Source organism: Stenotrophomonas humi (genome assembly GCF_001431415.1).
Classification (GTDB): Bacteria; Pseudomonadota; Gammaproteobacteria; order Xanthomonadales; family Xanthomonadaceae; genus Stenotrophomonas; species Stenotrophomonas humi.
In genome coordinates this window covers 1-14,290 of sequence record NZ_LDJI01000010.1, presented here as the reverse complement: position 1 = coordinate 14,290, position 14,290 = coordinate 1, and the positions used below count along the sequence as shown (strand labels likewise).

The 14,290-nt window shown below is 64.4% G+C and carries 13 protein-coding genes; 2 read left to right on the top strand and 11 right to left on the bottom strand.

What is annotated here, in order from left to right:
- The 9 genes from ABB26_RS05450 to ABB26_RS05410 all read right to left on the bottom strand — a co-directional run bounded on the left by ABB26_RS05450 (nucleotide 1) and on the right by ABB26_RS05410 (nucleotide 9,692).
- Nucleotides 1–441 carry a response regulator gene (locus ABB26_RS05450; RefSeq protein WP_057632668.1) on the bottom strand — a complete coding sequence of 147 codons (441 nt, stop codon included), beginning with the start codon at nucleotides 439–441 and terminating at the stop codon, nucleotides 1–3.
- The gene (locus ABB26_RS05445; protein WP_057632667.1) at nucleotides 438–2,255 is read right to left on the bottom strand and encodes a sensor histidine kinase; all 1,818 of its coding nucleotides are present in this window, start codon (nucleotides 2,253–2,255) and stop codon (nucleotides 438–440) included. Before ABB26_RS05445 ends, ABB26_RS05450 begins: the two co-directional genes overlap by 4 nt.
- A gap of 202 nt (nucleotides 2,256–2,457) precedes the next feature.
- Nucleotides 2,458–3,372 carry a phosphogluconate dehydrogenase (NAD(+)-dependent, decarboxylating) gene (gnd, locus tag ABB26_RS05440; protein WP_057632666.1) on the bottom strand — a complete coding sequence of 305 codons (915 nt, stop codon included), beginning with the start codon at nucleotides 3,370–3,372 and terminating at the stop codon, nucleotides 2,458–2,460.
- The gene (locus ABB26_RS05435; RefSeq protein ID WP_057632665.1) at nucleotides 3,357–4,619 is read right to left on the bottom strand and encodes a hypothetical protein; all 1,263 of its coding nucleotides are present in this window, start codon (nucleotides 4,617–4,619) and stop codon (nucleotides 3,357–3,359) included. Before ABB26_RS05435 ends, gnd begins: the two co-directional genes overlap by 16 nt.
- 26 nt (nucleotides 4,620–4,645) lie before the next feature.
- On the bottom strand, nucleotides 4,646–5,200 hold the full coding sequence (locus tag ABB26_RS05430) for a DUF2242 domain-containing protein (protein ID WP_057632664.1): 555 nt from the start codon (nucleotides 5,198–5,200) through the stop codon (nucleotides 4,646–4,648).
- Between the two features lie 112 nt (nucleotides 5,201–5,312).
- Complete coding sequence (locus ABB26_RS05425) at nucleotides 5,313–7,487, bottom strand: carboxy terminal-processing peptidase (protein WP_057632663.1); 2,175 nt, start codon at nucleotides 7,485–7,487, stop codon at nucleotides 5,313–5,315.
- Nucleotides 7,488–7,694: 207 nt separating this feature from the next.
- The gene (gene lipA / locus ABB26_RS05420) at nucleotides 7,695–8,705 is read right to left on the bottom strand and encodes a lipoyl synthase (RefSeq protein WP_057632662.1); all 1,011 of its coding nucleotides are present in this window, start codon (nucleotides 8,703–8,705) and stop codon (nucleotides 7,695–7,697) included.
- Nucleotides 8,706–8,721: 16 nt separating this feature from the next.
- Nucleotides 8,722–9,390, bottom strand: coding sequence for a lipoyl(octanoyl) transferase LipB (gene lipB, locus ABB26_RS05415; protein ID WP_275452812.1), 669 nt, complete (start codon nucleotides 9,388–9,390; stop codon nucleotides 8,722–8,724).
- Nucleotides 9,391–9,413: 23 nt separating this feature from the next.
- Nucleotides 9,414–9,692: a DUF493 family protein gene (locus tag ABB26_RS05410; protein ID WP_057632710.1), complete on the bottom strand. Its 279-nt coding sequence runs from the start codon at nucleotides 9,690–9,692 to the stop codon at nucleotides 9,414–9,416.
- Here ABB26_RS05410 and ABB26_RS18910 point away from each other — a divergent pair.
- Nucleotides 9,691–9,885: a hypothetical protein gene (locus ABB26_RS18910; RefSeq protein WP_152982563.1), complete on the top strand. Its 195-nt coding sequence runs from the start codon at nucleotides 9,691–9,693 to the stop codon at nucleotides 9,883–9,885. The two genes, ABB26_RS05410 and ABB26_RS18910, sit on opposite strands and share 2 nt — an antisense overlap.
- Nucleotides 9,886–9,931: 46 nt before the next feature.
- On the opposite strand, the gene ABB26_RS05405 is transcribed toward ABB26_RS18910, so the two are convergent.
- Together ABB26_RS05405 and ABB26_RS05400 are read right to left on the bottom strand one after the other, a co-directional pair.
- Nucleotides 9,932–10,909, bottom strand: coding sequence for a CsgG/HfaB family protein (locus ABB26_RS05405; RefSeq protein ID WP_057632660.1), 978 nt, complete (start codon nucleotides 10,907–10,909; stop codon nucleotides 9,932–9,934).
- Nucleotides 10,910–11,197: 288 nt separating this feature from the next.
- Nucleotides 11,198–12,805: a CsgG/HfaB family protein gene (locus tag ABB26_RS05400; RefSeq protein ID WP_083490699.1), complete on the bottom strand. Its 1,608-nt coding sequence runs from the start codon at nucleotides 12,803–12,805 to the stop codon at nucleotides 11,198–11,200.
- A 267-nt stretch (nucleotides 12,806–13,072) separates the two neighbouring features.
- Here ABB26_RS05400 and ABB26_RS05395 point away from each other — a divergent pair, with 267 nt between their 5' ends.
- On the top strand, nucleotides 13,073–14,131 hold the full coding sequence (locus ABB26_RS05395; RefSeq protein WP_057632709.1) for a lipid A deacylase LpxR family protein: 1,059 nt from the start codon (nucleotides 13,073–13,075) through the stop codon (nucleotides 14,129–14,131).
- Nucleotides 14,132–14,290 lie beyond the last annotated feature (159 nt).

Below are 14,290 nucleotides of genomic sequence, written 5' to 3'. Positions count from 1 at the left end.
TTACTCGGTTTCCGGTGATTGATTGATGACCGCCCAGAACACGCCGATCGCCTTGACCGCCTTGAAGAACTGCTCGATATCCACCGGCTTTACCACGTAGGCATTCACTCCCAGATCCCAGCTGCATGCCAGATCACTCTCTTCGCGCGAGGACGACAGGATCACCACCGGCAGCCGCTTGAGCTCTTCTTCGGCGCGGATGCGTTGCAGCACTTCCAGCCCATCCATCCGGGGCATTTTGATATCCAGCAGCAGGACCGCCGGCAAGCCTTCCTCACGGTTGGCGAAGTTGCCCCGGCGCAGCAGGAAGTCCAGCGCCTCCACACCATCCTCGACATGCACGATGGGATTGGCAAGATTGGCCTCACGCAACGCATCCATCGCCATTTCGGCGTCGGCGGGGCTGTCTTCGGCAATCAGGATCGTACGCAGCGGGCTCATATCGAAGCATCCTTGTAAGTGAGTTCGGAAACGGGAGGAACGATGAAACTGAAAGTGGCCCCCTTGCCCACCTGTGCCTCGGCCCAGACCCGGCCGCCATGGCGGGTTACCACACGGCGTACGCTGGCCAGGCCAATACCGGTACCGGCGTATTCCGACGCTTTGTGCAGGCGCTGGAAGACACCAAACAGTTTGGAGGCGTACTGCATGTCGAAGCCCGCACCGTTGTCACTCACCGAGAACTGGTGACTGCCATCGGGCAGATGCTGCGCTGATACGTCAATCACGGCCTTGTCGCGACCGGCGGTGTATTTCACCGCATTGCCAAGCAGGTTCAACCACACCTGCCGCATCATGTTCTCGTCGGCCACCAGCACCGGCAGCGGGCCGATGTTCCATTCCACGTGCCGGTAGGTGCCGTCCATGCCAGCCTCGGCTTTCAGATTGGAATCCAGCAGCGCGCGCGTATCGGCCACCAGCGATTGCATGTCCACCGGCTGCATCCGCATCGCACCACGCCCCAGCCGTGAGTACACCAGCAGATCGTCGATCAGTTCGGCCATGCGCTGCGCCGATTCGCGGATCACCTGCAGATAGTGGTGGGTTCTTTCATCGGCAGCCTCACCCAGGTGCTTGCCAAGCTTGTCGGAGAAACCGGCCACATGCCGCAACGGCGCCCGAAGGTCGTGCGACACCGAGTAACTGAAGGCTTCCAGCTCACGGTTGACGTCGGCCATCTGCTCGACCTTGCCTTCCAGCTGGCGGTTCAGCTCCTCCACCCGCACCTGCACGGCACGCTGCAGGGTGATGTCGCTGATCGTCATCAGCACTACTTCGTCATCCACGTCCGGCAGGTGCATGCGCCGCGCATTGATCAGCATGGTGCGCGCCATGCCATCCACGCCATGCTGTTCATGCTCGAAATCCCACAGCTCGCGGCCGCGCAGCAGCACGTCGGCCAAGCGCTGACGGATGATGGCATCGTCCCACGCACCCTCGCCTATATCCTGCAGCTGGCGCTGGCCAACCTCGGCACTGTCCATGCCATACAGCTCGGCGAACGCCGTGTTGTGCAACACCACGCGCAGTCGTTCATCCAGCAGGACGATCGGCTCACGCACCGTCTGCAGTACCGCATTGGCTCGGGCGCTGGCCCGGCTGAGGCGCTGCTCGGCCTTTGCACGGCTGCCGATCTGGCGCTTGAGCAACCACAGCACCAGGGCCAGCAACAGCAGCTGTACCACCAGCGCAGACCAGGTCACCACCGACGACAGATGTTGCTGGCGCCGGGCCTTGAGCGTGCGCTCGGCGAGCAGCTGGTTCTCGCGCTGCTGCAGTTCTTCCACCAAGGGCCGGATCGGGTACTGGAAGGTCATTTCCTCGATCAGTGCCTTGCGCTCCGGCGAATCGGTGCTGCGCGCGATCTGCCGCGCCAGGTCCATGCGGTGGTCGAGCAACGATTCAATCCTGCCCAGCCGCACCAGCTGGTCGGGACTGTCGTTGAGCAGCCGCACCAGCTCGTTCAGATCGTGGGTGGCGCGATCGCCACGCAACAGCCGCTGCTGCAATGCCGGCGACTGCACCCCCAGCGAAAGGGTCAGCGCGGCGGACTCGGTATCGCGGATGCCGGCATGCAGGCTGTACAGGCGCGCACCGACGGCCTGGGTATGCGCCAGCCAATTGGCCGCGTTGATGCTTTCGTGGGACAGCCGCTGCAGCGTCAGGGCCGGCACGATGATGATGAGCAGGGCAGCCAACGCGAGCCCGATCAGGCGCCAGCGGCCCCAGTCCTCATCGGTCAGTCGCAGCGCCATCCCTTCCCCTTTGCACGGGCCGGCCCGCAGCGACTGTGGGCCGGCGTGTCATCAACGGTGGTAACAGGCGGCCAGCGGCGTCGCCACTGAAACGACAGCATTACTGACCTCTCAGGACAGGATTGCACGAAATCCTGAAGGTGTGAACGGCCTGTGATGTCCGTCTGTGACCGTGTTCCTGCAAACGGTTACATGGTCAGATTCACTGGCTCCCGCCACTGGGCTTGATCGCATGTCCGCCAAACTCGTTGCGCATGGCCGCGAGCATGCGGTCGGTGAACGAATTGTCCTCACGCGACCGCAGTCGCTCCAGCAATGACAGCGTGATCACCGGTGCCGGGACATCCAGCTCAATGGCCTCGCTGACGGTCCACCGCCCTTCGCCCGAATCCTCCACATAGGGCGCAATGCCGGCCAGGCCCGGGTTGCGCTTCAGGGCGTCGGCGCTGAGGTCCAGCAACCACGACCGCACCACGCTGCCGTGGCGCCAGACCTCGGCCACCTGCGCCAGGTCCAGCTCCAGGTCGGCCTTCTTCTGCATCAACGCGAAGCCTTCGGCATAGGCCTGCATCATTCCGTACTCGATGCCGTTGTGGACCATCTTGCTGAAGTGGCCGGCGCCGACCGGTCCCACGTGCGCCCAGCCACGGTCCGCCGCTGGCGCCAATGCCTTGAACAGTGGCGTCAGCTGCGTCACCACCGCCGTCTCGCCGCCGATCATCAGGCAGTAACCTTCCTGCAGCCCCCACACACCGCCACTGGTACCGCAATCGACAAAGCCCACCTGCTGTTCGGCACAACGCGCTGCGCGTCGCAGTGAATCTCGGTACCAGGAGTTGCCACCATCGATCACCACGTCATGTGGCGACAACAGGGGCAGCAGCGCATCGAGTGTGGCATCCACGACCTTGGAGGGCACCATCAGCCACAGCACACGCGGCGCCGGCAGCGCCTGCACCAGCGCCTGCAACGACTCCACCGCGGCGATGCCGTTTTCAAGCACCTGCGCGCGCGCCTGCTCGCCCGGATCAAAGCCGGTGACGGTGACGCCTCCACGCTGCAGCCGCTGCGCCATGTTGGCGCCCATGCGCCCCAGCCCGATCATGCCCAGTTCCATGTTCCATCTCCGTTGGTTGTGTCGCCAAATACATTGCCGCAGGCGCGCAGATGCGCGTCCACCCAGCGCCGGTAAAGCGTGGTGTGCAGATTGTGCAGGGCCAGGTCGATACTGAAAGGTGTGCGCGGATTACGGTCGAGCAAGCGGGCAATGTGATACCCCAAAGGGCGCACGCCCTTGGGATGCACGTAGAGCATCAGCTCGCGATAGACCGGATCGGCCAGCAACGTGTCGATACGCGCCAGCACCTGCTGCTGCTCCGGCGGCAGCGCCGCGCGCAGGACCGGGTCACGCTCATACAGCAGGCGCTCGAAGCGGCGCCAGCCAGCGCCCGGCATCTGTTGCGACAGCTCCCATACCTGCCGGTTCACCGCGTCGTAGTGCGCAAAGCCACCGTGCCTCGCCAGCGCCTGCGCGGCGGCGGCACTGAGATCGGTGATGACGAAATTCTCGGCCTGGTTGTGGATGTCATCCAGATACTTCCTGTCGAACACATGCGCGATAAAACCCGGTGCACCCATGAACGCCTGCCGCCCCATGGCTGAGGTACGCACCGCCTTGCCATCGGCAAAGAATTCACCGGCACTGTGGCCCAGCAGGATGCTGTCGGTCTGGTGCAGGGTGAGGAACGTACCAATCGACAGCTCACCAGCGCTGAACTCCCGGTCGAACAACGCATCGCCATACAACTCACGCTGCGTTGCCAGTTGCGCAACCTGTCGCCCCACGCCGCATTCGGAACGCACATGCCCGCGGTAGAACGCATCCAGTGCCTGTGAATTCGTGGCCACCGGCGCATAGCCACGGCCAAAACTACGGAAACGCTGCCAACCCTGCGTCTTGGCGCCGCCCAGGCCAAAGCCTATCCAACCCAGCTGCACGGCCGAGAAGCGATAGCCGCGGTTGTCCTGCAGCCGCGTGGCAGCCGTGCGCGTCGCATCGCCCAGCCTGAACAGATACGCACACACGCTGGCCGGTTGCTGCAGTACCTCGGCAGCCAACCGTTCGCGCTGCAGCGGACCGAAGTTCCGTGGTACCTGCAACTGCAGATCGCGATGCGCCCGTGCATCGGCCAGGGACGCGCGCTGACAGGGCGTGCCGCCTGCAATCAACGGTTGCGTGACGGCACTGTCGCTCACCTGCCAGCCGAGTTCGCGCAACAACGCCATGCCACACCCGCCACTGGCCGATACGCTCGATGCGCATGCGCCGCACAATGCAACTGCCCACAGCGCGCGGCCTGCCATTCGACCCAGCACACGCACCTGGTGCCTCACTGGATGGGCGCCCCGCTCGTCGGTGCGGGTGACATCTCATCAACGTATTGCTGCAGGCGCTCGAAGAAATTGCGGTAGAACAACGCATCCTGCACCGTGCTGCTGGCCACCCGCACCAGCGAATCATCGTTGCTGCCGAACGGCAGCGATACCGAGCCCAAGGCACCGACGCCAACGCTGGCCGACGTCGGCGACTTCTTCAGCGCATAGCGGTCCTGCACCGCACTGACGAATACCTGCGCCTTGCCGTCGCCACGCGCCGCGCACGATACCCGCAGCACTAGCTGCTCATGCACTTCGTCCTTGGGCTGGAAATTCTTGTTGCCTTCGACATTGGCCGCATCGGCGCGGGCGATGGCGTAGCCCTGCCCCAGCAGCACCCGACGTGCCGCCTCGCAGGCCTGCGCGGGCGCAACATCGAGGTTGCGTGCGTAGGTGTCGCCGGAATCGAAGGATTCACGCAGCAAGGTGCTGTTGCTGGCTTTGCTGGTGCAACCGGCAAGGACCAGCGGCAGCAACAGCATGGCTGCATGCAGTGGATGCGTGCGCATGGGCTCTCCACATTTACCGAAGACCCAAAGCATAACGCCGCCAACGTACACGGACGTTGACGGCGTCATTCACATCGGAGCCGGCGTTGGGCCTGGGCTCAGCGAACTTGGCTCAGTCGGCCCAGCGCCCTGGACCGGTGGACTGCGGCAGCACCTGCGCCGACAGCGGGCCGTCCTTCTCCAGCAGGTTCAATGCATCGGCCAGGATCGATGCCGACTCCTTCAACAGCGGGTCCGGACGCTTTTCGGCAGCCTTTTCGCGGGCGGCATCCTTGACGATGTCGCGCTCGTTGCCGGTCAGGCCGTCGTCACTGCTGTCCTCGGCCAGCGGATCCAGCGGCAGGCCCAGGTCCTTGCGGATCTGCTGGCGCTGCTTGCGCTGCGCTTCCTGCTTGTCACGCTCGGTGCGGCGCTCGGCTTCGTTGAGCGACACGTACTTCTTGGCGGCCTCGGTGCGGAACTGCTGCACATCTTCTTCCCACCACTTGAACTCGCGATCGCTCTGGATACGCTGCGCATGGCGTGATTCCAGGCGCGGCAGGATCGGTGCGAAGTTGCCGTAGCGGGTGTGCGGCACTTCGGCGATGCGGGTCCACGGCAACGCATTGTCGTAGGTGCTCTCGCCGAACTCGCTGGCGTCGACGCTGGCCGGGAAGGCCAGGTCCGGCACCACGCCCTTGTGCTGGGTGCTGGAGCCGCTGACGCGGAAGAACTGGGCGATGGTCAGCTTCACCTGGCCAAAGCGTTCCTTCTCGCTGGCCGGCCAACGGTCCAGCGGCACGACGTTCTGCACGGTGCCCTTGCCGAAGGTGGCTTCACCAATGACCAGGCCACGACCGTAATCCTGGATGGCGCCGGCAAAGATCTCCGAGGCCGAAGCCGAGCCACGGTTGATCAGCACCGCCAACGGTCCGTCCCAGGCCACGGCCGGGTTGCGATCGCTGTTGACGGTGACGCGACCGCCGGATTCACGCACCTGCACCACCGGGCCCTGCTCGATGAACAGACCGGTCAGTTCAATGGCCTCATCCAGCGAACCACCGCCGTTGTTGCGCAGATCCAGCACCACGCCGTCGACCTTGTCGGCCTTGAAGCCCGCCAGCAGCTTGGCCACGTCGCGGGTAGCCGACGCGTAGTCGGTAGCGTTGCGGCGACGGCCTTCGAAGTCCTGATAGAAGGTGGGCAGTTTGACAATACCCACGCGACGCTCGGCCTCACCGGGCGCGCCCGGGATGGTCATCGTCTCGCCCTTGGCAGCCTGCTCGGACAGGCGGATCTTCTGCCGGGTCAGGGTCAACATGCGGTGCTTGCCATCCACGCCGTCGGCAGCGGGAATGTATTCCAGCCGCACCTGGGTGTCCTTGGCACCGCGGATCTTGGAGACCACGTCGTCGATGCGCCAGCCGATCACGTCCTCGACCGGACCGGAGCGGCCCTGGCCGACACCGACGATGCGATCGCCGGCCTTGAGCGTGCCATCCATCGCCACCGGGCCACCGGGCACCACTTCGCGGATCACCACCACGTCGTCCTGGCGCTGCAGCTGGGCACCAATGCCTTCCAGCGACAGTGACATGGCTTGGTTGAAGTTCTCGGCCGTGCGCGGGGTGAAGTAATCAGTGTGCGGATCCACCGCGCTGGTGTAAGCGTTCATGTAGAACGAGAACACGTCCTCGTTCTTCAGTTCACTGATGGTCTTACCCATCGTCTCGTAACGCTTGTCCAGGGTCTTGCGGATGTCCGAGGCCGGCTTGCCGGCCAGCTTCAAACGCAGCCAATCGTTCTTGACCGACTTGCGCCACAGGTCGTCCAGCTCGGTGCTGGTCGCCCACGGCACGTCCTTGCGGTCGTAGTTGAAGCGCTCATCGATGGTGAAATCCGGCTCCTGCCTCAGCAGGCGGCGGGCGTAGGCAACGCGCTCTCCCACGCGCTCGCGGTACACCGCAAACACCTGGAACGCCGGGTCCAACTGGCCGGTACGGATCGCATCACCGGTCTGTGCGGCCAAGGGCGCGAAACGATCCACGTCCTCCTTGGTGAAGAACTGCTTGCCGCTGTCCAGCGACTCCAGGTAACGCTTGAACACGTCCTGCGAGGTCGCCGCATCCAGCGGGCGTGGACGATAGGCATAACGGCTGTCCGAAAGCAGGCCGTACACCAATCGCGACGTCGTGGTCTGGTCGAGCGTGGGGGCCGATGCCGGCACGCTGGTGTCGGCACGCGCCGACAATGCGGCAGGTACGGTCAGCGCCAATGCCAGCAGGAAAGCGGGGACTCGGTAGTTCATCAAAGTACTCGTGGCACCGGACGATAGGGGGAGATTGCGGATGGATCAGACAGCCTGACAGTGCCGAAAGTTTCAGCACTTGTCACGCCGTCCATCAGCAGCCTAGCCGCTGCGATGTAGCGGAATGTGAATCAACATGAGCAGCCCTTGACCGCCTGCAGGTACGTGCAGGCGGTCGCCGGTGGATGCGGCTAGTCCGGGGTGTGCTCAGACGGTGACGCCAGCGCCCGCGGCCTGCTGGTCGGCATGGTAGGACGAACGCACCATCGGGCCCGAGGCCACATGGGTGAAGCCCAGTGCGTAACCATAGTCCTCGAACGCCTTGTATTCCTCCGGCGTCCAGTAACGCAGCACCGGGTGGTGGTGCGCGGTGGGCTGCAGGTACTGGCCGATGGTGATCATTTCCACGTCATGCGCGCGCAGGTCGCGCAGGGTGGCCTGCACCTGCTCCAGGGTCTCGCCCAGGCCGAGCATGATGCCGGACTTGGTCGGAACGTTCGGATGCTGCGCCTTGAAGTTCTTCAACAGGGTCAACGACCACTGGTAATCCGCGCCCGGACGCACGTTGCGGTACAGGTCCGGCACGGTTTCGATGTTGTGGTTGAACACGTCCGGCGGGTTCTGCGCGAGGATCTCCAGCGCGCGCTCCATGCGGCCCTTGCCACGGAAGTCCGGGGTCAGCACTTCAATGCGGGTACCCGGCGATTTCTCGCGGATGGCGCTGATGCAATCGACGAAGTGCTGGGCACCACCGTCGCGCAGATCGTCGCGGTCGACGCTGGTCACCACCACATACTTCAGGCCCATGTCGGCCACGGTTTGACCCAGGCTGGCTGGCTCGTTCGCATCCGGCGGCTTGGGACGGCCGTGGGCCACGTCGCAGAACGAACAACGGCGGGTGCAGACCTCGCCCAGGATCATGAAGGTCGCCGTGCCATGGCCGAAGCATTCGTGGATGTTCGGGCAGCTGGCTTCCTCGCACACCGTCACCAGGCGGTTCTCACGCAGCTTGGCCTTGAGGTTGGCCACGGCATTGCCCGAGGGAATGCGCACACGGATCCACGACGGCTTGCGCAGCACCGGCACATCGGCGAACTGCACCGGCGAGCGACCGATCTTGTCACCGCCAATCTGCTTGACACCGGTCTGCAGCGGCGCGGACGGAACATCGGCCTGCACGACCTGCAGGGGAATGGAGCGCGTGGTGATTTCAGTCATGGCGTTATCGGCGGCCTCAGAGCCGCATAGTCAGGTCGGGCAATTCGGGGGTTGCAAGCAGTTCAAGGCCGAACTGCTGTGCCAGATGGGACAACAGCACCGGCTTGATCGCCTCGATGCCCGAGGGGCCGCCCAAGTCTAGCACCGAGGTCACCTGCATCCCGGCGTAGCCGCAGGGGTTGATGCGGTGGAACGGTTCCAGATCCAGCGCGGCGTTGAGTGCCAATCCGTGGAAGCTGCAGCCACGCCGCACGCGGATGCCGAGTGCGGCGATCTTGGCACCACCGACATACACGCCGGGCGCGCCTTCGAGTCGTTCAGCGCCGATGTTCCATTCGTCGAGCGTGTCGATGATGGCCTGCTCGATGCGGCACACGTAGTCGCGCACACCGATACCCAGCCGACGCAGGTCCAGCAGTGGATACACCACGATCTGGCCCGGGCCGTGATAGGTCACCTGGCCGCCACGGTCCACATGCAGCACCGGGATATCCCCGGCTGCCAGCACATGTTCGGCCTTGCCAGCCTGGCCCAGGGTGAACACCGGGTCGTGCTCGACCACCCACAGTTCATCGGCGGTGGCGTCATCACGCGTATCGGTGAAGCGCTGCATGGCGTGCCAGACCGGCTCATATGCCTGCCGCCCCAGCTCGCGCTGCACGGCAGTGCGTGGCGTGGTCGGCAACGCCGGGGCGGCGACGCAGCTGGTTACAGCGTCCACTTCACTTCCGGGTGGTTGCGCAGGGCCTCGTGCGCGGCGTCGTACTGCTCGCGGTTCTCCGCCTTGAAGGCGATGCGCACGGACACGTACTTGTCGTTGGAAGAGTGCTTCCAGCTGATGCGCTCTTCCAGCACTTCGATGCCTGCGTTCTGCAGCAGCTGCGGCAGCTCCCGCTCCAGCCCGATGTTGGCCGCGCCCATGGCGCTCAACTCGAAGGTGCCGGGGAACTGGTAGCCGTGTTCAGGGTTGTCGGACTTGATTTCCATGCCCGACATTATCGGGCCGAAAGCAGGCAAACCCAAGGCCATGGCCGGCCCACAGCCTTCCATGAACGAAAACCCTTGTGTTGCCAGCCTGCTCGGCAAAGGCCGCACCTGGAAGCAGGTGTCCGCTGGCCATCGCTGCTCTTGTCAAAGCACGGCGCTCAACGCCTCAGCCGGGCGTGACTCCACGCAATGAATGAATGAAGGGCCGCTTGCGCGGCCCTTCACGGTAAAGCCCAGGTTTACTTGGACAGCTGAAGCAGGGTGGACGACACCCAGCCACGGTTGCCCAGTTCGTCCTCGACTTCCCACATCGCGCCTTCCTTGGTGCCGGTCGGGTACAGCATCATGCCCGCTTCCAGGGTGCGCACCGGGGCGCCGGTACCGCGCGCATTGGCCAGCAGACGGCCAGCGCGGGTCACGGTCACGGCCTGCTGCGCAGCCGCGGCGGAGGCGTTCTCCGGCAACCCGCCCAGCTGGGCGATGATGTCGGTATAGGCCTGCAGGTACGCCATGGTGATCACCTGACCGATTTCGGTGTTGGCATAACCGCCAACGCCAGCTGCGCCCAGGCCGCTGCCGCCGAACAGGCCGCCGCTGGCACCAAAGCCCATGTCGCTCTTGCGGGCCGAACCTTCGGAGATGGCCACCTGCTCCGACGAACGCACGTCGGTCACGGTCAGCACCACGTCAGCGGTCTTGCTGGTGAAGTTCAGACCACCGACCACCGCGCCGGCACGACCACCGATCAGACCACCCAGCAGGCCGCCCAGGGCATTGCCGCCGGCGTTGCTGTTCTGCGAGATCAGATCGGGAATCATCACGTAATCGGCGGCCCGGATCTGGCCCTTGCCGACGTTGGAGCGACCACGCAGGTCACCACTGGCTGCCAGCTCACGCTCGAACTGGCCTGCGGCCATGCCGGCGCCACGGTCAACGAGGGTGAAGCAACGCGAACGGTTGACGAAGGCCTTGATCAGGCGCGACGGCGCAGGCAACTGCTGGCCGGTCCACCAATGCGTGGAGTCTTCCGGCTCGATCACCGAGAGCGTACCGATGGGACGCTGGCACACCGGAATCTGCGCGGCAGCTTCCTTGCGCTGTTCCTGTGCCTGGGTGCCACGGGTCTTGAACGCCGCTTCGGCCGGCTGGCTGACCAGCACCGCACCAATACCCACAGTCAAAGCCGCTGCGACGAGCGGCGAAAATACATTACGCATCACTTAACTATCCCCGTTACCTGCACCATTCGAGGTGCGTTCCTTTGGCTTAGAGACCTTGCGGCAAGATCCTGGTCCTTCGTGATACCGATCAGGCAAGCGCGGGCCGGTCGCGAGCGATCCTACAACACGGACTTTACGGTTGCCAGCAAACATCGACGGGGCCTGGCGTGCAGGCCAAGCCCCGTCTGGCGCGGCAGGAGGTCAAGCAAATCCATCACATCAACCTGAACCAGCACCTGGCGCAGAACCACGATCCGTGCCGGACCGTCCGGCGGGTGTCGTCGGTTACTGCTTGGTACCCAGCACCGCCGATGGCAACCAGCCACGATTGCCCATCTCATCGTCGACTTCGATCATTCCGCCATTACGCCCCCCCGTGGGGTAAGCGAGCATGCCCGGCTTGAGTTCAGCCACCACGGTCGCCTGGCTATCCGGCTGGGACAGCAGTCGCGCCATGCGATGCAGCATCATGGTGCCCGCGTTCCCGCTCTGGCCTGCAACCTGCTGTGCCACCTGGCCAGCGGCGCCCAACATGCCGCCCTGCTGAGCAGCCAGGCCCATCGCAGCCTGCGCCACGCCAGCACCGACACCCTGGCCTGCAACCTGCTGCGCCACCTGGCCGGCGGCGCCAACCATGCCGCCCTGCTGAGCCATCAAACCCATCGCAGCCTGCGCCACACCAGCACCAACACCCTGACCTGCAACCTGCTGTACCACCTGGCCGGCAACACCGGCCATGCCGCCCTGCTGAGCCATCACACCCATCGCAGCCTGCGCCACACCGGCGCCAATACCCTGGCCTGCAACCTGCTGGGCGACCTGGCTTGCAGCACCAACCATGCCGTCCTGCCCGGCCATCGCGCCCATTGCAGCCTGTGCCAAGCCGGCACCGACACCTTGACCTGCAAGATGCTGCACGGCCTGACCCGCCATACCGCCTTGCTGCGACATGCCATCCATCGCGTAACCGTTCCCGGTTTCGGCATGCCTCGCCTGCGGGGCTGCCGACCCTGCCTGCAACCTTGCTGCCGCGGCATTGGCCAGCCTTGCCTGCGATGCAGCCAGCGTCTGGTAGGCATCTGGCGGCGCTATCGGCGTCGCTGCCCGCGTCGCCTGCGGCACGTGGCGGTTCGCGAGCGCACCGCGCTTGTTGCCGATCTCATCGACCATCCGCTCGTAGGCCTCTTCATAGGCCTCCTTGATGACCTTACCGATCTCGGTGTTGTCCCAGCTGCCGACATTCACCCCTGCGCTGCCCTGCAGGTTGGACGCCGATACCGCCGCTGCCCAGGCCTTGTCGGTGATCTTGGCTTCGCCAGTCACGCTGATGAGCTGCTCGGACGTACGTACATCGACCAGGGTCAGCACCACTTCGGCGGTCTGCTTTTTGGTGGTCAGTTTGCCGGCCACACCCAAGGTGGCGACGTTGAACATCGCCCCCATCAAGCCGCGCTTGTTGCCGCCGTTGGATGCGCCGCCACCAAGGCTCATGCCGCCGGCATTGGCGTTCTGCGACACGATATCCGGCACCAGCACGAAGTCCGCACCACGCATCTGGCCACCGCCGATGTTCTGGTCTTCCTGCAGATGCCCGCCCATGGCCAGCTCCCGCTCGGCCTGCGCCGCAGTGAATCCAGCGCCGCGATCCAGCACGGTGAAGCACTTGGAGTCGTTGACCAGTACGCGCAGCATGCGCGTCGGTGCAGGCAGACCGTAGGTCGCCCAGACCCCCATGCCGTCATCCGGTTCGACGATACGCAGACTGCCCTGCGCCGAATTGCACTTGCCCGAAGACATTCCCAGAAAAGCGTGGCTTGGAAAGCTTGCCGTCGCCGACGCGAACGCGATGAAACCGGCTGCCAGAACGGCAGGCCGATGGATGGTGCTCTTCATGTTTTCCCCCTGTTGCCGCACTCCATGCGAAGTCGCGGATATGAAACGTCCGAACCAACTGAAACCGCCGCCGTCATCCTGCGGCGTCACATCTTAATCACCAACATTAACAGTTAATAATAATAAATAGGTAACGTAAGAGCCGATTCTCGACCCGGATCTCCCCCTCGACCGGTCGTGCAACGATGTGATCCATCGCAAACGGCTGCTGCCATCGCTTTGCCGTCGCTAAGCTGGGCACCATTTTTTTGCTCCGGATTGGACATGATGCTCACCCGCGCATGGCTGCCCCTGGCCCTGGCGCTCGCTGTCAGCCCGCACTTCATCACCCCGGCCCAGGCCGCAGGGCAATGTGCACAGAGCGCGCTGCACGAACATCCACCCGCGATCAATTTCCGCGTTGACAACGATCTGCTCGGCGGTGCCCAGCAGGATCAGGGCTACAGCAACGGGGCGATGTTCACCCTGGTGTCGCCAAACCTGCAGGACTACACCGACGACCCCTGCCTGCCGGGCCTGGCGCGCTGGATGAACAGCCATCTCGAGCGCCTGCATCCCGGTGAATTCGAGCAGCAGAACATGATCTTCAGCTTCGGCCAGGGGCTGTACACGCCGACCGACAACACCCGCACCGATCTGATCGAAGACGACCGGCCGTATGTCGGCGTGCTGATGGTCAACTTCGGCTACAACGCGCGCAGTGGCAATCACCTGCGCACCACCCAGCTGGCACTGGGAATGGTCGGCCCCTCCGCTCAGGGCGAACAGGTCCAGGATGCGGTCCACAGCGTGCTCGGGGACGAGAAATTCAGTGGCTGGGACAACCAGCTGCACGACGAGCCGGTGTTCAAACTGCTGCACGAACGGATGCAGCGTTGGCCGCCCAACGGCAATGCCGCCGGCTGGGGCTGGGATGCGATCAGCCACTGGGGTGGTGCGATCGGTAACCTGGCCACCTATGCCAATGCCGGTGGCGAGGTGCGTTTCGGCTGGAAGTTGCCGGATGACTTCGGCAGCTCACCGATGCGCCCGGCTGGCGAAAACACCGCACCAACGCGTTACGGCCGCGCGCAGGGATGGTCGAGTCATCTGTTCCTCACCAGCGATGCCCGCTGGGTGCTGCGCGACATCACGCTGGACGGCAACACTTTCCGTAGCAGCCACAGCGTGGACAAACGCCCGCTCGTCGGTGACATCGGCTATGGCGTGGCGGTGATGCGTGGCAAGTGGAAGTTCGCGCTTGCCCGGTATCACCGCACGCGCGAATTTGATGGGCAGAAGGAAACACCGGTATTCGGCAGTTTCACCATCAGCCGGACGCTCTGATCCCGCCGCTTTCCGCAGCGCAGGGCCGAGAGCGTGATCGATGAGTCCAGATGTGCAGCGCTTGCCCGGGCAAGCGCTGCGGCCGTTCAAGCAGCCCTTGAACCTGCCCGTTCCACCGCACACTCCCAGAAACAAAAACGGCGTCGCTGCGCCCTGCCC